We start from the raw sequence: 22,685 nt of genomic DNA, 5'->3' as shown, positions 1-22,685 counted from the left end.
CAAGAAAAACGCCGCCGGGTCTGCGACCGGGCGGCGTTTTCGTTGGCATTGGCTTCGCTCAGCGTGCCACAAAGCCCTTGATCAAACCCAGCAACTCCTCTTCGTTGTACGGCTTGCCGAGGTAGTGGTTCACCCCGATCTCGAAGGCGTAGTTGCGGTGCTTGTCTGCCATGCGCGAGGTAATCATGATGATCGGCAGCGGACGCAGACGTTCGTCGGCGCGGATGTTGCGCGTCAGATCGTAACCGTCCATACGCGGCATCTCGATGTCGAGCAGCATCACGTCCGGCATCGTTTCGACCAACTGCTCCAGCGCATCGACACCGTCCTTCGCGGTCACGACGCGATAGCCTTCGCGTTCGAGCAGGCGGCTGGTAATCTTGCGCACCGTGAGCGAATCGTCGACCACCATCACGGTCGGCACGTAGGCAATCTCGCGGACCGTCTCGACTACCGTCTCGCCGGCCGCAACAGCAGCTTCGGCCTGAGCCAGCGCGGTCTGCTGCAACTCGGCAAGCACCACCGGGTTGATGATCAGCGAAACCTCGCCGTCCGCCAGCACGGTTGCACCCGAGAAGCCTTGCAGGCGGGTGAACTGCGGCCCGGCGTTCTTGACCACGACTTCCTGGTTGCCCCGCAACTCGTCGATGTACAACGCAATCGCGTTGGTGCCGACGCGCAGCAAAAGCACCCAATGGAAGCGTCCGGCCACCGGCTGCGACTTGCCATCGCCGAGCAGGCGGGGCAGGTAGTGGAACGGGTACTTCTGGTCTTTCCAGGTCGCACTCCCCTCGGCACGCATCTCATCAAGCGCTTCCTGCTTGAGTTCGAGAACCTGTTCAACCATGTTCGACGGAATCGCGAAGGTGCGCTCGCCGGAGCGAACCAGTAGCGCCTGCGTCACCGCCAGCGTCAGCGGCAGGTGCACCACAAACTTCGCACCCTGCCCCGTCACCGAGCTGATGTCGATCCGGCCGCCGACACCGGTCGTTTCGCTCTTGACCACGTCCATGCCGACGCCGCGCCCGGCCACTTCCGAGACTTTGTCGGCGGTCGTGAAGCCCGCCTCGAAGATGAACTGAGTCAGACGCGCTTCACTGGCGGCCTCGCCGGCGGCGAGGAAGCCACGCGCCTCGGCACGCTTGCGGATACCGTCGAAGTCCAGGCCGCGGCCATCGTCGGCAAGCTCAATCCCGACCTCATTGCTGCGCTGGTATACCGACAAGGAGATCTGGCCGATTTCAGGCTTGTTCGCAGCGCGGCGCTCTTCCGGCGTTTCAAGGCCGTGCGCCACTGCGTTACGCAGCAAGTGTTCGATCGGCGCGGTCATCTTGTCGAGCACGCCCCGGTCGATTTCGATGCTGCCGCCACGGATGTCGAGGTTGGCGCGTTTGCCCAGCTCCTTGGCCGTCTGCCGAACCACGCGATACAGGCGATCGGTGAGCTCTTCGAAGGGAACCATTCGCACGCCCATCAGCGCCTGCTGCAGATCGCGCGAGAGGCGGCCCTGAACATGCAGCGCCGTGTCTGCGGCATCAAGGTTCTTCAGCAGGTTCTGCTGGATCGTCGTCACGTCGCCGACTGACTCGGCCATCATCCGCGTCAATTCCTGGAAGCGGGTGAAGCGGTCGAATTCCAGCGGGTCGAAGTCTTCGTGGTTGTGCTCGGCCTGCGCCGCACGCGTCTGCATCTGCGTTTCGGCGGCGATCTCGACTTCGCGCAACTGATTGCGCAAACGGATCACGTTCTCGGTCAGATCCAGCAACGAGCGCCGAAGGGTGCGCAGTTCGCCCTCGATTCGTGTTCTCGCGATCGAGATTTCGCCAGCCTCGTTGACGAAACGGTCAACCATGTCGGAGCGCACGCGCAAGGTCGCGCGCGGCCCGGCCTGGGCTTCCGCCTCGTCCAGCAAGACGGAAGCCGGCACTGCTGGCTTGCTTGCCGGTGCTGCAGCCGCTTGCGATGCGCCCGACGGCGCAGCGGGTGTCGCCTCTGGCGCATGGGCGGCTGCGGCCACCGGCGCGACATGCGGCGCCACAGCCGGTTCACCGCGCTGCATACGCTGGATCATATGGCCGATCGTATCGATCCCGTTCTCGACCTCGTCCGCGAGATGAGCACCCGGCACAGCGGCGTCGCGTGCATGGATCAAGCGGTTCTCAAGGCCGTGCACATACTCGCCAAGGTTCATCGCGCCAGCCATCCGCGCGCTACCCTTGATCGAGTGAAGCAGACGGGCAACCGCCTTGGCACCCTCTTCCTGCTCGGCCGGATCGTGCAGCTTGCGCGCTTCGGACGACAGGTCACGAATCAGCTCTTCAGCTTCCTCAAAGAAGATCGGCAAGAGGTCATCGTCAAGTTCATCATGAACCACCGTCCGCTCGGGCTCTGGCGCTTCAGGCGCGGCAATCGGGCTGACAAGGGTATCCGACTCGAGCTGCGACGCAGCGCCAAGGGACTCCAACGCGGGTTCGATTGCAACCGGCTCGGCTGCGATGCTTTCTTCTTCCGCCACGACCTCTGGCGCAGGTGTCACAGAAAGCGTGCTCGATTCGATGTCGGAGAGCGCCTGAGTTGCGTCGTCGACGGTCTCTTCGATCTCGGTGAAAGGCGTCAAGCCTTCCAGCGCATCAACGAGTTCGGGGGTTGCCAAGGGCAGCATCCGGGCATCGATCTCAGCCACCATCGCATCGAGCCGAACACCAGTTGCTGCGAACAGATCGGCCTGATCGGGCGTCGGTGCAACATTGGCGAGATGCAAACGCGCAAGCGCATGTTCAAGCGCCTTGGCGAGCGCACGGACCGAATCGACACGCGCCGTGCCAGAGATGCCGCCTAGTGTGTGTGCGGCGCGGATCACCGGCTCTTGCGGCACGAGCACAGGGTTGTACTGGAATCGCGGCAACTCCTCACGCAGCGTACCTACATGCTGGTGGGCCTCGGCAATGTAGAGGTCGAACAACTGACGCGAGATCTCGGTGGTACCAAGGCGCACGAGGTCTGGCTCAGGAATGGCAACGGGTTCCGGCTCATCGAGCTTCAGATCACCCGCAACCGAGTCGATCACGTCAAGATCGTCGAACTCGTGGTCATCCAGACCCGCGGGGTCTAGCGCCAGATCGACCGGCTCAATCAGCTCGGCTGGCACTTGAGGCTCGCTGCCTTCGAGCTGCGTAGTGCCCACGTCATCGAGCGCCGCCAACTCGGCGATGCTCGCCTCATCCGTACCTTCATCCACTGCCTGCGGCGCTGCGGGCTCAATGATGGGCAGTTCGTCGGCGACCTCAAGCTCGACCGCATCAAGCGAGGTCTGCACCGGAGGCTCCGGTAGCACTTCGGCAACCGGCTCAAGAACACCTGACGCCTGCTCGCCGGCCGCTTCCGGTACGGCGAGCTCAAGGCTAACTGGCGGGGGCGCATACTCAGGTTCGGGAAGATCCTGGCCCAGTGCGGTTAGCTCCGACTCCGGCGGCGGCAGATGCAGCGGCGCCTCGGCAACCTGCGCCGGCTCAACCGGCTTCGGCTCCTCACCTGCGTCAAGCGTCAGATCCAGCACCGGCAATGCCTCGACATCCGGCGCTTGAACCGGCGCTTCTTCTTGAGGCGGGTTGAGGAATGCTTCGCGCATCTCAAGCGGCGCCAACAAGGTCGCCGTGAGATCCATCTCCTCTTCGTTGGCCCGCGAAGGCATGGCTTCTTCGTCGGTCAGCTCAACCTCTTCCAGGTTGAAGTCGAGCTCGGTCGGGTCAAGCGCCGAGTGCGGTTGCGGCTGCGCCGGTGCCTCGAAAGGCGCCAGCATGTCAGGGACCTCGACTTCCGGCTCCGGTTCGCGCGTCAGCGACTCAAGGTCGTCAGGTCCGGTAAGGCTGGCGGTCAGATCAAAGACTTCTTCGTGGTCAATGCTCTCTGCGCTGAGCTCGTCCATCTCGGGCAGCAGCGACGGTGCCGGCTGCGCTTGTTCAATGGCCTCGTCAAAAGGTGCGAGCAAGGTCGCCGTCAGATCGACGCTAGAAAGTTCTTCTCGTTCGGCAGCATCAGCGACCGGAGCGAGCAGAGTTGCCGCTAGGTCCAACTCAGGTTGGCCGGAATCGAGTTCCAGATCAAACTCACCAAAACCGCTAGTGCTTTGCGCATGATCCTGCGACGGCGCCAAAGGCGCCGGGTCTGCGGGTACTGGCTCTGCGGGCACTAAATCAGGCGCTGCGCTGGTCAGTGCCGGCTGCGGCGCAGGCGTCACACCATCGAGCAGGGCTTCGAGAGCCTGAACCCGGTTGATCAGGGCGCTGGCATCGCGCCAGGTTGAACCACCCGCTTCAAGCTGGGCAACCCAGTCCGAGAACAATTGGTGCGCGTGCGCCACCAACTCAAGGAAGGGCTGCGTGGCATCGCGTTCCTGCTGAAGCCAACGATTCAGGGCGAACTCAACGGCCTTCGCGGGTTCCGAAAACTCGTTGAGACCGACCATGCGACTCGAACCCTTGAGGGTGTGGAAGCCACGCCGCACGGTGACGATGTTCTCGTGGTTGTGCGGTTCGCGCTCAGCGGCTTCTCCGTTCGAGCGGATCGTTTCAAGGACTTCGTGGGCTTCTTCGAGGAAGATCGCGAGAAGTTCCGCATCGACTTCGTCTTCGCTTGCGGCAATCAGCCGGGCTGTTTCGGCTGACTGCTCGGGTGCAGGCGCCGGCGCGATCGCAGCAACCGCTTCCTGAACCCTGCCGGAGTCATCGCCCGTCTTGAGCGCCGCAAGCGCCTCACGTGCCTGCTGCTCGAGCTTGGTATCCGCAAGCAAGGCCGCGTCATCGCGCAGGGTTTCAAGGTTTTGCTTGAGCTCGTCGCGGACCTTCTGATCAGCCGGCGCTTCGGCCAGTTGCTGGATGAGCTGCTGGGTTTCGCGGCTTTGTTGGCGAACTTCGGCTTCGATCGTCGCCGGCGCTTCCGGTGCTACCGCGCCCCCTTCGGGTGTCAGGAAGCGCTCGAGTCGCGCCGGGCCAAAACGCAGCGCTTCAACGAAAAATCCCAGTGCGGAGAATTCGTGCGCGATCTGCTCGCACACTTCTGGCTCAGCGGCCTCGGCTTGGGCAAGTTGCTCGACGCGCTCGGCATTGCTGGCCACCAGCGCGGCGGCATCCACTTCGCCAAGCATCGCGAAAGCGCCCTGCACTTGCTTGAGCGGCGCGGTTAGTGCCGCCAGCGCGCTCTTGCTGGCCGGATTGCGGAAGAAGGTGTCGAGCGTCTGTTCGACTTGACCAAGACTGGTCTGAATCTCACGCGCAAGTTGATTGAAGAACAAGCGCTCCTGTGCTCGCCGCGAGCTCTCGCCAAACAGGTGCTCGTCAAGCTCACCCGGGTCGCGCCCCACTTCACGTGCCGCAAGTCGCGCGATCAACGCATCAACCTGACGCTGCAGGATGTCCTGACTTGGCGCCGACACCGGATCAACCGCCTGCTCGGCGATCAAGAGCGCGGTCGCCACATCCATCGAGAGGTCGTCGCTGGACTTGAGTGGATCCTTGCGCAGCCAAGTGGCTGTACCATGCAAAGCCTCAATCAGGCGAGCAACGGCCGGTTGGTGCAAGGTCTGCAGCGGCGCACGCGCCGCGGCAAGATAGTCCTGCATCTGCGGCAAGCCCACAGCAGAGCCAGCCGCAAACTTGTTCCACGATTCCTTGGCGTGATCGATTGCCTCACGCAGGGCGCGCTGGACCGGTGCAAGCGGGGTCTCGGCAAGCCGCGCTTCACCTTGCCCAGGCAATAATGAATCAAGATGGAAGGCCTGACGCACAGCACGCGCGTGTTCGGTGTTGATGTCCGAACTGGCAACATGAAACAGCACATCACGCACCAAGCGCTCGGCCACCACATGTGAGCCTTCGAGCAAGCGCTTCATCTGTGTATCGATACGACGACACAAGCGCTGCGCTTCCCGATCGGCCTTGATGGCGCGCTGGGCCAGCCCTTCAAAGAAGGCAATCGAAGACCACCAGAAGCCCTGCGCCCCCGGCGCCGGGTTGATCTGAGCGATCCGCTGGATGGCGACCAACATCAAGCGGGGACCAGCGTCGGAGCCAGGCTCACGCAGCCAGCTCAGCAAACCCTTTTCAAAGCGCGCACGCGAGGTGCGCAGCTCTTTCGCGGCAAGGTCTGGTGCGAGCGAAATCGGCGCGCCGAGCGCAGGCCGGGCCGAGAGATTCGGGAAGAACAGCTCGCTCTGCCCCGGTGCCTCACCGCCGCGCGCTTCGGCAATTTCAGCGTACAGGGGATAAAGGCGAAGCGGTTGATTCGGTGCGCCGTCCTGCAACTCGGCAAGGTAATTGCCAAGCGCAATCAACGCGCGGCGCAGCAAGGGTACATGCTCGTCCGCATACGCCAGTTCTCCACTGGCAAGGCTGGCGAAGCAAGCGTCAAGCGCTTCGGCAAATTGTGTAACGCCGTCGAGACCGACGACTGAAAGCGCGCCCTGAACCTGGTGGACATGGTTCTGGGCAAACCGCAGCTGCTGGCTGCGATCCTCGCCCGCTTCCACCTTATTGAGTGCTTCCAGTGCGCGTGCAAGCGCAGCGTCGATCTCGCCCCGGACCCAAGTCAGCGGGGCGATGTCGAGATCCATCTCGGAATTCATCGTCAGCGTCTTTCCCTGGGGGTCTTACACCTTGAAGCCGGAGACCGAGCCCTTGAGCTCGACGGCAAGATCGGCCAGCTGGCCAATCGACACGGCGGTCTGTTGCGTACCGCGCGTTGTCTGTTCGTTCAGGCTCTGGATGTCGCGCATGGTGCCCGCCACCTCGGTTGCAACGTTTGCTTGCTTCTGCGTGTCGGAAGAGATCTTCTCAACCAGCTTGGCCACTTCCACCGACACGTCGCCGAGTTCAACCAGTGCTTGACCTGCCGCGTCGGACAGCTTGGCACCGTCAACCACACCGCGGGTCGAGTTTTCCATAGCGGCCACGGCATCTTGCGTGTCGGTCTGAATGGTTTTCACGATCGCAGCGATCTGCTTGGTTGCTTCGGCAGAACGTTCTGCAAGGCGCTGAACTTCTTCCGCAACCACCGTAAAGCCTCGGCCGGCTTCACCGGCGGACGCTGCCTGAATGGCTGCGTTAAGTGCCAGCACGTTGGTCTGCTCGGTAATGTCGGAAATCAGTTCCACGATTTCACCGATCTCCTGCGAGCTTTCGCCAAGGCGCTTGATTCGCTTGGACGTTTCCTGAATCTGCTCACGGATTTCGTTCATGCCCTTGATGGTGTTCTGCACCGCGTCCTGACCCTTACGGGCTGCGTCCAGGGAGCGGCGCGCCACCTGTGCGGACTGGAGCGCGCTGCCCGACACGTCGGTCATTTCGCGCGCCATGTCAGTCACCTGCGAACCCGCCTGCTGAATCTCACGCGACTGCTTCTCGGCCGCATCGATCAGTTCGTCCGAAGTTTGCTTCGCAGACTCGGTTGCAGCGGTCACGCGACCTGCCGCGTCGTTAAGGCGGCGTACCAGAACCGAGAGCTCTTCAATCGTGTAGTTGACCGAGTCAGCGATGGCACCGGTAATGTCTTCGGTAACCGTTGCGCGCACCGTCAAGTCACCATCCGCCAAGTCGCCCATCTCGTTCATCAAACGCAGAATGGCCTGCTGGGTGGCGTTCTTTTCCGATTCGGCCTGCGCACGCTGGCGTTCCGTTTCAGCCTGACGATTCTTCAAGTCATCGTTGTAGACCTTCGCAAGCATCGCAAGCGTGACCAGCGCAAGCGCGCCGAAAACAAGGATCAGCGCCGTTACCGAAGTAAATCCGACGTAGGCCTTGCTGTACGAAGTGGCGAGCGCATCGGTCGCGGTCAGCAGCTTCGAAGAATCATTGAAGATCTGGCTACCGGCACGCTTTGCCTGCACCAGCAACTGGATGTTGCCCAGAATGCTCTGCACACCAGCAAGGTGCTCTTCGCCCGCCTCTTTAAGCGAGCCGATCTTGTTCACCATGTCGCGATCCGAAGTGGGCGTCATGGTCAGCAGCAGTTCGATCAGTTCGCGGAAGGTGTTGGCGTCCTTACCCAGCAGGAAGGCCACTTCCGGGTCGATGGCGTCTGCAACCAACAGCGCGTTCGCGTTCTTTGCCATCCGCTGCGTCAACATCACGACCTGGTTCGAGGTTGCGATTTCACGCGCATTCGCGCCCGTTTGCAGCTTCAAGGCGGCAACCTGTTCGGACAAGTCGAGCAGCTTCGGGTTTTCCGAGTTGATCGTCGTCACCGCCGCGCCCAGGGTCGAGAGGTTCTTCTGCTGGGCAACGAGTTGCTGCGCATCCTTGTTCGTCTTTTCCCAAAGCTTGGTGACTGCGCTCAGCTCTTCCTTGACGCTGCCAGGGCTGGCCGGAACCGTCGTACCATCGACCGCACCACCCGAAGTCACCGCACCGATGAGCTGCTCGAAGCGCTCACGGCTGTCCTTCAGTTCAACGAACGCACCCGGGTTACCTTGAAGGGCCTGCTGCGCCGCTTTTGCAAGACGCTGCGACAAGGTGCGCATCTGCCCTGCGGCCGACACGTAGGCCGTGCCATAACCGGCGGTACGCAGCTGCCAGTATGTCAAGCCGACAGCGATCACCGTGAAGAGACCGAAAAGCAGACCAAGCAAACGCATTTGCTCGGCAGTGGTCTTACCGGCCAGCAACGGGATACGTGACAGGCTCGCCGCGCCGGTAGAACCCGACTTGGCCTCCATCACTGTGTCTTCCATGATCGTGCTGTCGCCGGACAGCTCAGCGCCGCTGCGCTTCTGGCCGAGTTTGCGGCCGAACAGTTTGAGGGCCATTCAGGTACTCCGAGGTGCGGATGTTTAGTTGTTGTGTAAGCGAAAAACTAGCTCAACGCTTTAGTGGCCGATATGCGCGGCATCCAGGAAACGCGAATCGCCCAGCAGATGCCTGACGGAAAGACGCTTCCAGAGCCGATCCTGACTATCACGCAGCCCGCTCGCGACCCAAGGACGGGGGTCCTGGAAGCGCGGATCGACTTCGAAGTCGTCCGGGTTACGCAAGCCGATCGCCCGGGAAACGAGCAATGCGGTGTTGATGCCAAGTCGCGAGCCGATCAGGAGCAGTCGTGACTCACTGCTTGAGACAACCGGCGCCAGGCCAATGAAGGCCGGGAAATCAACGACACTGAAAAGGTTGCCGCGGACGTTTGCGAGCCCGCGAAACCATTCATGCGTAAGGGGCACCGGCGCAATCGGCGGCACGGCGAGAATCTCGCCTGTATCGGTCAGGTCGACCAACCAGCCCTCACCGCCCGCCAGCACCGCTAGCAGTGCCGGTTTGGCCGTCGAGTTCTTGGTGCCGGCGAGTCGATTCGACAGATCCTGCTGAAACTCGCGCAGACTGATACGTTTGGCCATTCTCGCCGCTCCGCCTTAGCCCAGCGCCTTGATCTTTTCGAGCAACAGATCCAGATCGAGCGGCTTTGTCAGGTAGTCGTTCGCGCCCTGACGCATGCCCCAGATCTTGTCGGTCTCCTGATCCTTCGAGGTGCACATGAAGATCGGGATGTGACGGGTGGTGTCTTCGCGCGAAATCGTGCGGGTGGCTTGATAACCGTTGATACCCGGCATCACGACGTCCATCAGGATCAGGTCAGGCAATTCAGTCTTTGCCTTTTGCACGCCGTCCGCGCCATCTTCGGCGGTCACGACGTTGAAGCCCTGCTTGACGAGGTACTCCATCAACGCGAAGCGTTCAGTCGGCGAGTCATCAACGATGAGGATTTTCTTGATCGGCATGGGTGCTCCTAATGTGCTCAACGCGCTCAGCTACGGCCCGCGTGAGCGGCTACCGCCTTGAGCAGGCTGTCCTTGGTAAAGGGTTTCGTAAGGTATTCGTTGGAACCGACCATGCGTCCGCGCGCCCGGTCAAACAGACCGTCCTTGGATGAAAGCATGATCACCGGCGTACCGGAGAACTTCGGATTCTTCTTGATCAGCGCACAAGTCTGATAGCCGTCGAGCCGCGGCATCATGATGTCAACGAAGACGATATCTGGATGATGGTCGGCGATCTTGGCCAGTGCGTCGAAGCCATCTTCGGCCAGCAAGACCTGACAGCCCGCCTGAGCCAGGAATATTTCTGCACTGCGTCGGATGGTGTTGGAATCGTCAATCACCATCACCTTCACGTTATTGAGGGTCGGAGCATCAGCCAAGACGCATACCTCCGCAGTTCATGCCCGAATGTTGTTGGAATTGTGTATGTGACGCACGAATATAACCGAAAACCACCGCGCAGCAGCGCAGCAAAGGCAGTGCGGCGGAAGGCCCGGCGGCTTGCACTTCAGATTTCAACCAGTTCAAAGTCATCCTTGCGCGCTTCGCACTCGGGGCAGGTCCAGTTCGGAGGAACATCTTCCCATCGCGTGCCCGGTGCAATGCCTTCGTCGGGCAGACCTTGCGCTTCGTCATAAATGAATCCGCAGATCAGGCACATCCACGTCCGTAAGGGGGTATCGGCTGCGAGACTCATTTCTTTATGAAATTCATTTAAGATTTTACGATCTTACCGCATTTCGCGGCCCCGCCCGCCGTCCCTCAATGCCCTCCCCGCCCCACGCCACGGCACTTCCAGTCGTGCTGAGCCTCGCCTGCAGCGACCCTTCCGGGGGTGGCGGCAACGTTGGTGCTGCTTTTTCGATCGCGGCAGCCGGTGCGCATGCCGCTTGCGTAACGACCGGTTTGAGCGTGCGCGACACACGCAACGTGGAGCGTTTCTGGCCGGTCGATGTGGAGTTGATCGACGAGCAAGCGCGCGCCGTGCTTGAAGATCTGCCGGTTTCGGCCTTCCACGTCGGCACGCTGGCGGACGCACGGACCGCCGCAATGGTCGCGGCGCTGGTGGCCGACTATCCGAGCGTGCCGGTCGTGCTGGACCCGGACTTTTACGGTGGCCGCGACGACGGCCAGATCGATGAAGACCTGATCGGCGCACTTTGTGAACTTTTGTTGCCGCAGTGCGCGCTGTTCATTCCAAACAGCATCGAGGCGCGTTGGTTGGCCGACGATCAGGAGAGCGAGGAGCCGGCCGCCAGTCGGTCGCTCGCCGAATACGCACAGATCCTGCTCGACTCCGGCTGTGAGCATGTGCTCATCACCGGCAGCCACGAGCCCACGGCGCAAGTCATCAACACGCTCTACGGCATTCGCGGTGTGGTGCGGGCCGATGCCTGGGAACGCCTTCCGGGCAGCTTTCTTGGCGCCGGCGTCACCTTGTCGACCGCCATCGCAGCCCGGCTTGCGCACGGCGAAGCGCTTGCCGACGCGGTGCGCGGCGCACAGGCCTACACCTGGCAAGCGCTCGCAAATGCACAACAGCTGGGCATGGGGCGACGGATTCCGGATCGCCTGCCGAGAGGGGAATCATGACGCGCCTGCGCCGCGGGCTGTATGCCATCACCCCCGACTGGCGCGATACCGCGCGCCTGCTGGCGGTCACCGAATCGATCCTGACCGGCGGTGCGGTGCTGCTGCAATACCGCAACAAGATGGCCGACGCAGCCCTCGCCCATGCGCAGGCAAGCGCGCTGCTCGGCCTGTGCCGCCGCTACGAGGTGCCACTGCTGATCAACGACGACGTCGCACTCGCCACCGACATTGGCGCGGACGGCGCCCACATCGGCCGTGACGACGGCGAACTGGCCGCCGCGCGTGCGCGGCTCGGCGCCAAAGCGATCATCGGCGTGTCGTGTTACGCCGACCTCAACCGCGCACGCGACGCGGCAATGGGCGGTGCCGACTATGTCGCGTTCGGTGCGATGTTCGCGTCGCCGACCAAACCCCATGCGCCGCCTGCACCGATGTCGCTGCTCGGGGCGGCGCGCGCGTTCGGCAAACCAGTGACCTGCATTGGCGGCATCACCGCAGAGAACGCCGGCGCACTGGTCACCGCTGGCGCCGACCTGCTCGCGGTGATCAGCGACCTGTACGAAGCTGCCGAACCGCGCGAGCGCGCCGCCACCTACGCGGCCCTGTTCGCCGGCCACTGAACGGTTCGGGACGCGGACGCCCGGCGGTGAGACAATCGCCGGCCTCGAAATCGCATTCCCGAGTCCCGACCATGTCCGATCGCAATCAAGAGCTCTTCGACCGCGCCCAGCGCAGCATTCCGGGCGGCGTCAATTCGCCGGTCCGCGCCTTCCGCAACGTGGGCGGTACGCCGCGCTTCTTCGCCCGCGCGGCCGGCTGCCGGCTGTGGGACGCCAACGGCAAGGAATACATCGACTACGTCGGCTCCTGGGGCCCGGCGATCCTCGGCCATGCGCATCCGGACGTGATCCGTGCGGTGCAGGAAAAGGCCGCGCTGGGGCTCTCGTTCGGCGCGCCGACCGAAATCGAAGTCGACATGGCCGAAACCCTCTGCCGCCTCGTCCCAAATCTTGAAATGGTGCGCCTGGTGTCATCCGGCACCGAGGCGACGATGAGCGCGATCCGGCTGGCGCGCGGCTTCACCGGCCGCGACGCGATCGTGAAATTCGAAGGCTGCTACCACGGGCACGCCGACAGCCTGCTGGTGAAGGCCGGCTCAGGCCTGCTGACCTTCGGCAACCCGTCCTCGGGCGGCGTACCGGCGGATTTCGCCAAGCACACCATCGTGCTGCCCTACAACGATGTCGCCGCGCTGGAAGAAGTGTTCGCCAACCGCGGGGGCGAGATCGCCACCGTGATTCTGGAGCCGGTGGTCGGCAACATGAACCTCGTGATGCCCAGCCGCGCCTTCCTCGACGCGCTGCGCGCGCTGTGCACGAAGCACGGCAGCATCCTGATCTTCGACGAGGTGATGACCGGTTTCCGCGTCGGCCCCAAGGGCGCACAAGGCCTCTTCGGTATCGATGCCGATCTGGTGACGCTGGGCAAGGTGATCGGCGGTGGCATGCCGGTCGGCGCCTTCGGCGGCCGGCGCGACATCATGGAAAAGATCTCGCCGCTCGGCGCCGTCTATCAGGCGGGCACCCTGTCGGGCAGCCCGGTCGCCGTCGCGGCGGGCCTCGAAACCCTGCGCCTGATCAGCGAACCGGGCTTCTATGAGAACCTCTCGACACGTACGCAGCAGCTCACCGACGGCCTCGCCGCGGCCGCGCAGAAGCACGGCATCGCCTTCTGCGCGCAAGCCGTGGGCGGCATGTTCGGGCTCTACTTCACCGACACGCTGCCGAGTTCGTACGAGCAGGTGATGGCCTGCGACAAGGAGCGTTTCAACCGCTTCTTCCACGGCATGCTGGAGGCCGGCCACTACTTTGCGCCCGCCTCCTTCGAAGCCGGTTTCGTGTCGGCCGCGCATACCGAAGCCGACGTTACGGCCACCATCGCCGCTGCCGAAGCGGTGTTCGCCAAACTCGGCTGATCGACGCAGACGGAGGCGGCATTGTCGCCTCCGTATCGGTATCGATGGCAGCCGCTCGGCGCGGTCCCGATAATCGCCGCCTTGCCTCGACGGAGCCGCCATGCTGACCCCGACCCAAGCCCGCACCTGGTGGACCGTTACCCTCGCCGCCGCCGCGATCCTGATGATCACGATGGGTGCGCGGCAGTCGATGGGGCTCTTCGTCTCGCCGATCAACAGCGCGACCGGGTTAGGCGTCGTCACAATCAGCTTCGCGATGGCGATCGGCCAGTTCATGTGGGGTGCGGCGCAGCCCGTGGCCGGCGCGATTGCCGACCGCTGGGGGCCCGGCCGCGTGCTGGTCGGCGGTACCTTGCTGATGGCCGCCGGGCTTGCGCTGACGCCGCTGATGCAGTCGGCCTTCGGGCTGTCGCTGGCAATTGGCGTGCTGACCGCCGCTGGCGCCGGCGCCGGCAGCTTCTCGGTGCTGATCGGCGCGGCAGCACGCAAGCTGCCGATGGAGAAGCGCGGCATGGCCTCCGGCATCATCAACGCCGGCGGCTCCTTCGGGCAGTTCGTGTTCGCGCCGCTGGTGCAGCGGCTGATCGGCGGATTTGGCTGGATGGGGGCGATGTTCTCGCTCGCGCTGATCTCGCTCGCGGCGCTGCCGCTGATTCGCCCGCTGGTCAGTGATCGCGATGCCGCGCCGCAGCCAGCGGCCCCGCACGCACCGGCCGACCGCGGCCTGCGCGCGGCGATCCGCGACGCGCTGGGCGACCGCAGCTACCTGCTGCTGCACGCCGGCTTCTTCACCTGCGGTTTCCACATTGCCTTCCTCGTCACCCACCTGCCGGGCGAAGTGCAGTTGTGCGGTCTGCCGGGCAATGTGGCGAGCTGGTCGCTGGCGATCATCGGGCTGGCCAACATCTTCGGCAGCCTCGCCGCCGGCTGGGCGGTGCAACGCATGCGCAGCAAGTACGTGCTGTTCTGGATGTACGGCTCGCGCGCACTGCTGGTGGCGCTCTACCTGATCGCACCGAAGACGCCGCTGACCTTCTACCTGTTCGCCGCCGGGCTGGGCCTGACCTGGCTCGCCACCGTGCCGCCCACGGCAGCCGTCGTCGGCAAACTGTTCGGCCACCGCTACCTCGCAACGCTGTTCGGCCTGACCCTGCTGTCGCACCAGATCGGCGGTTTCCTTGGCGCCTGGCTCGGTGGCATCGCCGTCACCGAACTCGGGAATTTCGATCTGATGTGGTACGCCGATATCGCGCTGGCGGCCGCAGCCGCGCTGGTGAACCTTCCGATCCGCGAAGCGCCGGTGCGGCTCGCTCCGCAAGGCGCCTGACTGGCCTGGTTTCAGAGCAGGATCAGCGTTGCAAGCCCGAGGAAGATCAGGAAGCCGCCCGAGTCAGTCACCGCGGTGATCAGCACCGATGAACCGATCGCGGGGTCCTTGCCAAATCGCAGCATGGTGATCGGTATCAGAACCCCCATCACCGCCGCCAGCAGCAGGTTGAGCGTCATCGCGGCGGTGAGGACGAGGGCGAGCTTGGGGTCGCGGTAGAGCACAAACGCAATCAAGCCAAGCAGACCGCCCCAGACGATGCCGTTGAAGAGCGCGACGCCGATTTCCTTGCGGAAGAGGCGCTTGCCGTGCTCGACGGCGACCTGCCCCATCGCGATGGCGCGCACGATCATCGTGATGGTCTGGTTGCCCGAATTGCCGCCGATCCCCGCCACGATCGGCATCAGCGCGGCGAGCGCGACCAGCTGCTGGATCGAGCCTTCAAAGGCGCCGATGACGCGCGAGGCGATGAAGGCGGTGACCAGGTTGATCGCCAGCCAACGCCAGCGGTTCTTCACCGAATCGACGATCGGCGCAAAGATGTCTTCCTCTTCCTTCAAGCCGGCCTGGCCGAGCAGTTCCGCTTCGGAACTCTCGCGCACGAAGTCGAGCACCGAGGCCACCTTCAGACGCCCGAGCAGGCGGTGATGTGAATCGACCACCGGCGCCGACACCAGATCGTAGCGCTCGAAAGCCATCGCCGCCTCGTCGGCAGAATCAGCCGGCTCCAGCGTGAGGTGTTCGGTCAGCATCACCTCGCTCACGATCACTTCCGGGTCGCTGATCAGCAGCCGGTTGACCGGCAGCACGCCGCGCAGGCGCTCCTTGCGGTCGATCACGAAGAGCAGGTCGGTGTGGTCGGGCAGGTCGTCGAAGCGGCGCAGGTAGCGCAATACCACTTCAAGGCTGACGTCTTCGCGCACGGTGACCATGTCGAAGTCCATCAGCGCGCCGACCGAATCGTCGGGGTAGGACATCGCCGCGCGCAGTTGCTCGCGCGCCTCGGCATCCAGGCCGAGATACACGTCTTCCATGACCTGCTTGGGCAGATCGGGCGCAAGGTCGGCGAGTTCGTCCGCGTCAAGCTGTTCGGCCGCCGCCACCAGCTCGGCCTGGTCCATCGTCTCGATCAGCGATTCGCGAACCGCGTCAGAGACCTCCAGCAGGATCTCGCCGTCCCGCTCGGCCTTGACCAGATCCCACACGGCCATCCGGTCATCAAGCGGCAAGGCTTCGAGGATGTAGGCAATGTCTGCCGGGTGCAGCTTGTCGAGCTTGGTCGCCAGTTCGGCCAGGTGCTGGCGATGCACCAGGTTTTCGACCAGATCGTGCTTGGGGCTTTCCTGCCGGTGCACCAGGTCCTCGACCACCCTGTGGCGCGCAAGCGCTGCCTGCACCTCACGCAAGTGATGCTGGACGTCGTCGCTGTGGTGCGGGGTTTCGGGGGTTTCTGCCATGATCAGTTCGCCGGCAGGCTAGGAAAGGCCCGCTAGTGTACGGGAATCAAGTGACAACCGCGATCATTCCTGACGCGGCGCAGCATCGATTGGCGCGGCGGGCAGGGTTTCGATTTCCCGCAGCAGGCGTGCGGCAACCAGGCCATTGACGATGCCGAACACCAGCGCAGCAAGCCCGAAGACGGGCGCCAGCGCGAACACGCCATCGTGCGGCACCAGCCATGCCCGCGCCACCAGCAGTTGCGCGCCGATATGGGCAAAGGCGGCCAGCACGCTGGCGCTGACCGGGCCGAACCAGCGCCGCGGCAAGTGCATCGCCACACCCAGCGCAATCAGACTGGCGAGCGCGCCGCCCAGTCCGAGGAAGAAGCCGGGCGCGAGGAACTGACCCAGCAGCAGGCTCGCGACGAACACCCGCAAGAGCGCCACCCAGGCCGCCTCGCGCCAGCCCCAGCGCCACAGCACGATCAGCACGATGATGTTGCCAAGGCCCGGTTTGATGCCGGGCAGGGGCAATGGAATCGCGGCCTCGGCGAGCGAGAGCATGATCGCGGCGGCGGCAAAGCGCGCCACGCGCAAGTCGGACGCATCGGGCCTGAACTCAATAACCGAGCGAGTCATAAGCCGGCTTTCGCGCGTGCAGTGAGAGCGTGACCTGATTCGGCGCGCAGATCGCCACCGCGCCGGCGGTGCTCAACCAGCCCTGGCGGACGCAGTACTGCTTGGGCCCCGGATCGTGGGCGACTCGGGCCTTGCCCGGCGCGATCTCGATCCGGGTGGTGCCGATCGGGCCGGGTACCTCGATCACCTGCGCCACATCGAGCGACACCCTGGCGAAGAGCTTCCCGGCCGCGCGGATCTCGGCGCGATCGGCCACGCCACCGCGCCAGAAGTACTGCGCCAGCACCGCGACCAACACCGCCGCCAGCGCGATCACCAGCACATCGCCCGGACGCAGCAGCGCCAGCCATTCGCGGCCGCGCAATCGCACCGCCACCGCGCCGCTCAGGACTTGAGCGCGCGATGCCGCACCAGCACCCGCACCTGGTCGCGAAAGCGCGCGGCAATCGTCTCGGCAATATAGACGCTGCGGTGCTGCCCGCCGGTGCAGCCGATCGCCAGCGTCAGGTAAGCACGGCTGTCGCGCATGTAGGACGGCAACCAGTTCGCGAGCCAGGTGCTGATGTCGCCCACCATTCGGCTCACGTCATCGTGCGCGCAGAGGAAGTCGATCACCGGCTGATCGCGCCCGGTCAGCGGGCGCAGGGCCGGGTCGTAGAAGGGGTTGGGCAGGCAGCGGACGTCGAACACCAGATCGGCGTCGAGCGGAATCCCGTGCTTGAAGCCGAAGGACTCGACCAGCAAGGTCAGCCCGTGCGCCGGCGCAATCTGGATCAGATCCTTGAGCCAGGTGCGCAGGGTGTTCGGATGCAGGTCGCTGGTATCGATGCGCTGGCCCAGCTCCCCCACCGCTTCGAGCGCATCGCGTTCGCGCTCGATGGCTTCGAGCAGGGTGACCCCGTCGCTGGCCAGCGGATGCCGGCGGCGGGTCTCGGAAAAACGCGCGATCAGGGTGGTGTTGCGGGCTTCAAGGAAGACGAAGCGCACGTCGGCGACCTTGTCGCGCAGGGCTTCAACGGTTTCGGGCAAGGCCTGCAGGCTCTCGCCGCCGCGCACGTCCACCGCAACGCCGACACGGCTGTACCCGGCCGCGCCGAGGGTGTCCACCAGTTGGGGCAGCAGTGGCGCCGGCAGGTTATCGACACAGTAGTAACCGGCGTCTTCGAGCACCGCCAGGGCAATACTTTTGCCAGAGCCGGACAGTCCGGAAATCAGGATCAACTGCATGGTCGGGGGCTTGGGCTTGGGGGAGGCCATGCGAGCATAGCCGATGCAGGTGAAGCTGTCAGGCGCCCCGCTTCAAGCATTCTGCCGATGCTGCCGTTAACGCCCAAACCGGCATGACATCGGCAGCCAGGCGCGCCAGAAGGAACCCCATCCGTGCAGATGCCCAAGCTTGACCTCGCCCAGATCCGCGTGCTGATCGCAGACCAGCAGAGCGCGGTGCGCACCTGGCTGCGCACCCAGCTCGCGCTGATCGGCATCCAGCAGGCAAGCATGGCCGCCAATGCCACCGATCTGCTGCGCCAGTGTCGTAACGGCAGTTTCGACGTCGTGCTGTGCGACCACCACCTCGACAACCAGAAAGACGGCGTCGAGCTACTCGAAGACCTGCGCTACCAGAGCCTGCTGCCGCTCTCGTCGGTGTTTCTCATCGTCACCGGCGAGCGCACCTACAAGCGGGTCATCTCGGCGGTCGAGTTCGCACCCGACGACTACCTGATCAAGCCCTTCTCGGCCAATGATCTGAGCCATCGCGTGATGGCCGCCCTGCTCAAGAAGCAGATCCTCAAAGAGGTGTTCGCCTGCCTTGCCGAGCACGACTACCCGGGCGTCGTGGCGGCCTGCGACAAGGTCATCCAGAGCAAGACGCACCACGCGCTGGATGCGCAGCGGATCAAGGCCGAAGCCCTGCTTACCCTCGACCGCATCGACGAGGCCGCGGAAATCTACGGCTCGGTCTCAAAACAGCGGGCGATTCCCTGGGCACGCATGGGCTACGCGATGGTGCTCAAGAAGCGCGGCCTGCTGGACGAAGCGGCAGAAGAAGCCTCGAAACTGAACCTCGAATGTCCGGAGTACCTCTCGGTCTACGATTTCCTGGCGCAGGCGCACGAACAGCGCGGCGACCTCGATACGGCGATGGACTACCTCGAACGCGCCGACGGCATCTCGCCCGCCAACCTTGAACGCCTGCGCCACCTGGGCAAACTGGCCTCGGAAACCGGCGACCAGTCACGCGCGGCCACGGCCATGCGCAAAGTCGTCGATCGAACCCAGAAAAGCGGGCGCACCAAGATCGATGACCACCTGACGCTGATGAAGAATCTGGTCGGCGAAGGCTCCCGCAAAGAGGCCGACGAACGCCTCAAGACCATGCGCAACAGCTTCGCGGACGATCCGGACGGCTTGATTGCGACCGACGTGGCAGAGGCCCGCCTCAAGCAGGCAAGCGGCGATCATGTCGCCGCCAACGAGGCGATCGACCGCGCCCTCAACAGTCACACCAGCGCACCCGCAGTAGCACCCGCCATCGCGGTGGATCTGGCCGAGGTCTGCATCGAAACCGGCCGCAGCGACGACGCACTGAAAGTCGCAGAGAAACTGGGCGACGCCGTTCATCGGCTCGATGCCAGCCTGCGGCGCCGGCTTGGCCGCATCCGGCCGGAAGATCTGGCGCGCGACGCGCCCACGCTGGCCGCCGAACCGGCGCTCGCCGAAGCGCCGGCCACAGCGCCGCCGCCAGCCATCGACGAGGACACAGACACCGCCAGCGCAGAAGAAGTGCGGCAACTCCTGAATGCGCTCGCCGATGCCCTGGCGGCACTGGATGCAAACTGGAATACCGAGCACGCCGCACACTGCCGCGAACTGCTGATCGACGCCTTCAGCGCCGCACCGCGCGAGCGCGAAGTGATCCAGGCCCACATCCGCTACGACCGCATCGCCGTGCGCAACGGCGGCGAGCGCCACAAGCCGACCACCCGCAAGGCGGGGGAAAACTCCGCAACAGGGGTGTAGGATGGCACTGTCATAGCGTCTGTGCCGCGGAGGCCTGCATGCAAGCACCCCAGCTCACCGACTGGTTCCCCGCCAGCACTCACCCGATCCGGGATGGCTGGTACGAAGTCGAAATGGACCACGGCGAAGTGCTGATGGCCCAATGGGCCAAGTACGGCGGCGATTTCCGCTGGTGTAGCGTGCGCCGGGTTTTCGGCGTAGATCTGCGACGCAGCCTGCCCGGCGTGAGCCGTTGGCGGGGCATGACGGGGCCGTCATCTGACTGAAATCATTTTTTTGGCCTCAAGCCCAACGTTTTCGGGCAAAGCAGCAACATTTTCAGCCTTCATGGGATAACATCCCTGTCCAGCGTGGCCACACGCTTTTCACATAACCCGGAAAAGAACCCGAATCATGAACAAATCCGAACTCATCGACGCGCTGGCCGCCAAGACCGGCTTCACCAAGACCGACTCCGCCAAGGCTCTCGACGGCCTGCTGGATGTTGTGACTGAAACTCTGGCTGCTGGCGACGAAATCTCGCTGGTTGGCTTCGGCGCCTTCTCGGTCAGCAAGCGCGCTGCCCGCACCGGCCGTAACCCGAAGACCGGCGAAGCGATCCAGATCGCAGCATCGAAGGCCCCGACGTTCAGCGCCGGCGCCAAGCTGAAGGCTGCGGTCAACAAGTAATTGTTGCCGCCGCGTCGCGCGGCGCACCCCGCCCGACCAGACAAACGCCCCGCCCAATGCGGGGCGTTTGTTTTTGTGCCGCCACAAATGAAAACGGAACCCGCAGGTTCCGTTTTCAACAAGAACGAGACGATCTCCTTAGAAGGGGATGTCGTCGTCGAAGTCGCCAAAGTTGTTGCCACCCTGGCTGGGGGCCGGCGCCGGGGCCGGGCGCGAAGCCGGGCGGGCGTTGCCGCCGCCATGATTGCCACCACGCGGGGCCTGGTTGTAGTCGTCGCCACCGCTGTTGTAACCGCCGCGCGAGCCACCGCCCTCACCACCGGGGCGGCCGCCGAGCATCTGCATCTGGTCGGCGCGAATCTCGGTCGTGTACTGGTCGCGGCCTTCCTTGTCCTGCCACTTTCGCGTCTGCAAGCGGCCTTCGATGTAGACCGACGAGCCCTTCTTCAGGTACTGGCCGGCGATTTCGGCCACCTTGCCGAAGAACACCACGCGGTGCCATTCGGTCGCCTCTTTCTTCTCGCCCGTGGCCTTGTCGCGCCAGGTGTCGGTGGTCGCGATGCGGATGTTGCAGATCGCGTCGCCGCTCGGGGCATAGCGGGTTTCCGGGTCGGCACCCAGGTTGCCGACGAGGATCACCTTGTTCACAGAAGCCATCAGGCTTTTCCTCCAATAAGTCGATGCAGGGATGCTTCGTCCCAGCGCTCGGGATTAATTTTCAAGTATGCCATTCGACGCTCGGGAACGACGATGGCTTCGCGCACACCCGGCAGCGCGAGCAAATCGCGCCGGATGCTTGCAATTTCGATGTGCGGGTCAATCGCCAGTTCACGCTCGGTCAGCAGCGGCGGGTTCTTCATGCGGCGCGCCCAGAGCCACCAGACAATCGCCAGCAGCGTGGTCGAGGCAAACACCGCCGACGCGCCGAAGTGCGACGCGATGGCTCCGCCGGCCGCGCCCCCCAAGGCCGCGCCGATCGACTGCGAGGTGTTGTACACCCCCAGCGCCGCGCCCTTGGCCTGCGGCGGCGCAATGCGCGACACCAGCGACGGCAGCGAGGCTTCAACAATGTTGAAACCGACGAAAAACACGAACAACAGGCCAACGATCGGCCAGAACGCGTCGCCCGCGAGCAGGAATCCGACTTGCGTGAGCAGGATCAGGCCAATCGCGGCCAGCAACACATGACGCATCTGCCGCTGGCGCTCCGCGTAGATGATCGCCGGCACCATGATGAGAAAGCTTGCCAGCACCACCGGCAGGTAGATCTTCCAGTGCTCGCCGATCGGCATGTGATCGGCGCCAACCAGGATGCGCGGCACAACCAGGAACATGCCCATCTGGATCATGTGGATCGCGAACACGCCAAAGTGCAAGGGCGCCAGCTGAGGTTCCGCGACGACGCTGGCCAACGGCACACGCGGCATCGCGGAATCCATACGTACCGGCGTCGGCACCGCGCGCAGCAGGAGCGGAATTGCCAACAGCGACAAGGCACCGGTCAGCAGGAACATGCCGTCCATGCCGATCCATTGGTAGAGCGCCGGCGAGGCAACCAGCGACAGCGCGAACACCAGCCCGATGGTCGAGCCGATCATCGCCATCACCTTGGTGCGGTGCTGTTCGCGGGTAAGGTCTGCCGCCAGCGCCGACACTGCGGCCGAAATGGCGCCGGCACCTTGCAGGGCCCGCGCAACAATCATCCAGCCGATGTTGGGCGCCCAGGCGGCCAGCGCGCAGCCGGCGGCAAACATCAAGAGGCCCGCCACGATCACCGGCTTGCGCCCGAAGCGGTCTGAGGCCATGCCGAAGGGCACCTGAAACACGGCCTGCACCATGCCGAAGGCGCCCAAGGCAATCCCCGCCCACATCAGGTCGCTGCCGCCCGGCAAGGTCTGCGCGAAAACCGAGAACACCGGGAGGATCAAAAACAGCCCGAGCATGCGCAGCGCAAAGATCGCGGCCAGCGTGGTGCCGGCGCGGCGCTCTTGCGCACTCATGCGATCGGTGAACGGGGATGACATCAGGAAAATGGCTTTGAATCAGCGAGTTGCGTATATTAGCAGGTTGCCCTTCCGTGCCAGTCGGCGCGGTTCTGCTGGCCCCGGATTATTACCGCAGAGGCGCCAAGACGCAGAGGGCCTCAGAGAATGGCAGGTGCAGATGCGGACCGGGCCCGATCGTGTCGGTTTCCCCGCGACGTCCTTGCCCGCTCTGCGGCCC

At 64.1% G+C, this 22,685-nt stretch carries 19 protein-coding genes; 7 read left to right on the top strand and 12 right to left on the bottom strand.

The window, feature by feature from the left end; all coding sequences use genetic code 11:
• Positions 1 to 58: 58 nt before the first annotated feature.
• The 6 genes from OPU71_RS06640 to OPU71_RS06615 all read right to left on the bottom strand — a co-directional run bounded on the left by OPU71_RS06640 (position 59) and on the right by OPU71_RS06615 (position 10,460).
• Positions 59 to 6,619 (bottom strand): Hpt domain-containing protein, encoded by a 6,561-nt coding sequence (locus tag OPU71_RS06640; RefSeq protein ID WP_267726415.1) that lies wholly within the window; start codon positions 6,617 to 6,619, stop codon positions 59 to 61.
• Positions 6,620 to 6,643: 24 nt separating this feature from the next.
• Entirely contained in the window at positions 6,644 to 8,797 is a 2,154-nt protein-coding gene (locus OPU71_RS06635) for a methyl-accepting chemotaxis protein (RefSeq protein ID WP_267726413.1), read from the bottom strand.
• Between the two features lie 60 nt (positions 8,798 to 8,857).
• Entirely contained in the window at positions 8,858 to 9,379 is a 522-nt protein-coding gene (locus OPU71_RS06630; RefSeq protein ID WP_267726411.1) for a chemotaxis protein CheW, read from the bottom strand.
• A gap of 15 nt (positions 9,380 to 9,394) precedes the next feature.
• Positions 9,395 to 9,760, bottom strand: coding sequence for a response regulator transcription factor (locus OPU71_RS06625; RefSeq protein WP_324256040.1), 366 nt, complete (start codon positions 9,758 to 9,760; stop codon positions 9,395 to 9,397).
• 26 nt (positions 9,761 to 9,786) lie between these two features.
• Positions 9,787 to 10,143, bottom strand: coding sequence for a response regulator (locus tag OPU71_RS06620; protein WP_267726480.1), 357 nt, complete (start codon positions 10,141 to 10,143; stop codon positions 9,787 to 9,789).
• Between the two features lie 164 nt (positions 10,144 to 10,307).
• On the bottom strand, positions 10,308 to 10,460 hold the full coding sequence (locus OPU71_RS06615) for a rubredoxin (protein WP_206256560.1): 153 nt from the start codon (positions 10,458 to 10,460) through the stop codon (positions 10,308 to 10,310).
• Positions 10,461 to 10,564: 104 nt separating this feature from the next.
• Here OPU71_RS06615 and thiD point away from each other — a divergent pair, with 104 nt between their 5' ends.
• The 4 genes from thiD (at position 10,565) to OPU71_RS06595 (ending at position 14,694) form a co-directional block, all read left to right on the top strand.
• A complete protein-coding gene (thiD, locus tag OPU71_RS06610) occupies positions 10,565 to 11,392 on the top strand; it encodes a bifunctional hydroxymethylpyrimidine kinase/phosphomethylpyrimidine kinase (protein WP_267726409.1) in 828 nt (275 codons plus the stop codon).
• Positions 11,389 to 12,012, top strand: coding sequence for a thiamine phosphate synthase (gene thiE / locus OPU71_RS06605; RefSeq protein ID WP_267726407.1), 624 nt, complete (start codon positions 11,389 to 11,391; stop codon positions 12,010 to 12,012). The genes thiD and thiE overlap by 4 nt, the downstream gene beginning before the upstream one ends.
• A gap of 71 nt (positions 12,013 to 12,083) precedes the next feature.
• Positions 12,084 to 13,367, top strand: a complete 1,284-nt coding sequence (gene hemL / locus OPU71_RS06600) for a glutamate-1-semialdehyde 2,1-aminomutase (RefSeq protein WP_267726405.1) — start codon at positions 12,084 to 12,086, stop codon at positions 13,365 to 13,367.
• A gap of 100 nt (positions 13,368 to 13,467) precedes the next feature.
• The gene (locus OPU71_RS06595; RefSeq protein WP_267726403.1) at positions 13,468 to 14,694 is read left to right on the top strand and encodes an MFS transporter; all 1,227 of its coding nucleotides are present in this window, start codon (positions 13,468 to 13,470) and stop codon (positions 14,692 to 14,694) included.
• Between the two features lie 11 nt (positions 14,695 to 14,705).
• Here the strand turns inward: OPU71_RS06595 and mgtE are convergent, their stop codons facing one another.
• The 4 genes from mgtE to rapZ all read right to left on the bottom strand — a co-directional run bounded on the left by mgtE (position 14,706) and on the right by rapZ (position 17,999).
• Positions 14,706 to 16,151, bottom strand: a complete 1,446-nt coding sequence (gene mgtE, locus OPU71_RS06590; RefSeq protein WP_267726401.1) for a magnesium transporter — start codon at positions 16,149 to 16,151, stop codon at positions 14,706 to 14,708.
• Between the two features lie 63 nt (positions 16,152 to 16,214).
• Positions 16,215 to 16,772, bottom strand: coding sequence for a Gx transporter family protein (locus OPU71_RS06585; RefSeq protein WP_267726399.1), 558 nt, complete (start codon positions 16,770 to 16,772; stop codon positions 16,215 to 16,217).
• The gene (locus tag OPU71_RS06580; protein ID WP_267726475.1) at positions 16,753 to 17,142 is read right to left on the bottom strand and encodes a NusG domain II-containing protein; all 390 of its coding nucleotides are present in this window, start codon (positions 17,140 to 17,142) and stop codon (positions 16,753 to 16,755) included. Before OPU71_RS06580 ends, OPU71_RS06585 begins: the two co-directional genes overlap by 20 nt.
• Positions 17,143 to 17,156: 14 nt before the next feature.
• A complete protein-coding gene (gene rapZ / locus OPU71_RS06575; protein WP_267726473.1) occupies positions 17,157 to 17,999 on the bottom strand; it encodes an RNase adapter RapZ in 843 nt (280 codons plus the stop codon).
• Between the two features lie 159 nt (positions 18,000 to 18,158).
• Between rapZ and OPU71_RS06570 the strand changes: the two genes are divergently transcribed.
• The 3 genes from OPU71_RS06570 (at position 18,159) to OPU71_RS06560 (ending at position 20,462) form a co-directional block, all read left to right on the top strand.
• Positions 18,159 to 19,793 (top strand): response regulator, encoded by a 1,635-nt coding sequence (locus tag OPU71_RS06570; protein WP_267726471.1) that lies wholly within the window; start codon positions 18,159 to 18,161, stop codon positions 19,791 to 19,793.
• Positions 19,794 to 19,831: 38 nt separating this feature from the next.
• The gene (locus OPU71_RS06565) at positions 19,832 to 20,059 is read left to right on the top strand and encodes a hypothetical protein (RefSeq protein WP_267726397.1); all 228 of its coding nucleotides are present in this window, start codon (positions 19,832 to 19,834) and stop codon (positions 20,057 to 20,059) included.
• Positions 20,060 to 20,162: 103 nt separating this feature from the next.
• Positions 20,163 to 20,462, top strand: coding sequence for an HU family DNA-binding protein (locus OPU71_RS06560; RefSeq protein ID WP_267726469.1), 300 nt, complete (start codon positions 20,163 to 20,165; stop codon positions 20,460 to 20,462).
• A 138-nt stretch (positions 20,463 to 20,600) separates the two neighbouring features.
• Here OPU71_RS06560 and ssb read toward each other — a convergent pair whose 3' ends face one another.
• Positions 20,601 to 21,119, bottom strand: a complete 519-nt coding sequence (gene ssb, locus OPU71_RS06555) for a single-stranded DNA-binding protein (RefSeq protein WP_267726395.1) — start codon at positions 21,117 to 21,119, stop codon at positions 20,601 to 20,603.
• Positions 21,119 to 22,486, bottom strand: a complete 1,368-nt coding sequence (locus OPU71_RS06550) for an MFS transporter (RefSeq protein WP_267726392.1) — start codon at positions 22,484 to 22,486, stop codon at positions 21,119 to 21,121. Before OPU71_RS06550 ends, ssb begins: the two co-directional genes overlap by 1 nt.
• Positions 22,487 to 22,685: the final 199 nt, after the last annotated feature.

Source organism: Niveibacterium sp. 24ML, from assembly GCF_026586805.1.
In the GTDB taxonomy this organism is placed as follows: domain Bacteria; phylum Pseudomonadota; class Gammaproteobacteria; order Burkholderiales; family Rhodocyclaceae; genus Niveibacterium.
This window is presented reverse-complemented; position numbering and strand designations above follow the sequence as displayed.

Excerpts from the sequence above, each read along its gene's own strand:
- OPU71_RS06640 (WP_267726415.1), bottom strand. The coding sequence starts at position 6,619 with ATGAATTCCGAGATGGATCTCGACATCGCCCCGCTGACTTGGGTCCGG.
- OPU71_RS06635 (WP_267726413.1), bottom strand. The coding sequence starts at position 8,797 with ATGGCCCTCAAACTGTTCGGCCGCAAACTCGGCCAGAAGCGCAGCGGC.
- OPU71_RS06630 (WP_267726411.1), bottom strand. The coding sequence starts at position 9,379 with ATGGCCAAACGTATCAGTCTGCGCGAGTTTCAGCAGGATCTGTCGAAT.
- OPU71_RS06625 (WP_324256040.1), bottom strand. The coding sequence starts at position 9,760 with ATGCCGATCAAGAAAATCCTCATCGTTGATGACTCGCCGACTGAACGC.
- OPU71_RS06620 (WP_267726480.1), bottom strand. The coding sequence starts at position 10,143 with ATGGTGATTGACGATTCCAACACCATCCGACGCAGTGCAGAAATATTC.
- OPU71_RS06615 (WP_206256560.1), bottom strand. The coding sequence starts at position 10,460 with ATGTGCCTGATCTGCGGATTCATTTATGACGAAGCGCAAGGTCTGCCC.
- thiD (WP_267726409.1), top strand. The coding sequence starts at position 10,565 with ATGCCCTCCCCGCCCCACGCCACGGCACTTCCAGTCGTGCTGAGCCTC.
- thiE (WP_267726407.1), top strand. The coding sequence starts at position 11,389 with ATGACGCGCCTGCGCCGCGGGCTGTATGCCATCACCCCCGACTGGCGC.
- hemL (WP_267726405.1), top strand. The coding sequence starts at position 12,084 with ATGTCCGATCGCAATCAAGAGCTCTTCGACCGCGCCCAGCGCAGCATT.
- OPU71_RS06595 (WP_267726403.1), top strand. The coding sequence starts at position 13,468 with ATGCTGACCCCGACCCAAGCCCGCACCTGGTGGACCGTTACCCTCGCC.
- mgtE (WP_267726401.1), bottom strand. The coding sequence starts at position 16,151 with ATGGCAGAAACCCCCGAAACCCCGCACCACAGCGACGACGTCCAGCAT.
- OPU71_RS06585 (WP_267726399.1), bottom strand. The coding sequence starts at position 16,772 with ATGACTCGCTCGGTTATTGAGTTCAGGCCCGATGCGTCCGACTTGCGC.
- rapZ (WP_267726473.1), bottom strand. The coding sequence starts at position 17,999 with ATGCAGTTGATCCTGATTTCCGGACTGTCCGGCTCTGGCAAAAGTATT.
- OPU71_RS06570 (WP_267726471.1), top strand. The coding sequence starts at position 18,159 with ATGCCCAAGCTTGACCTCGCCCAGATCCGCGTGCTGATCGCAGACCAG.
- OPU71_RS06565 (WP_267726397.1), top strand. The coding sequence starts at position 19,832 with ATGCAAGCACCCCAGCTCACCGACTGGTTCCCCGCCAGCACTCACCCG.
- ssb (WP_267726395.1), bottom strand. The coding sequence starts at position 21,119 with ATGGCTTCTGTGAACAAGGTGATCCTCGTCGGCAACCTGGGTGCCGAC.
- OPU71_RS06550 (WP_267726392.1), bottom strand. The coding sequence starts at position 22,486 with ATGTCATCCCCGTTCACCGATCGCATGAGTGCGCAAGAGCGCCGCGCC.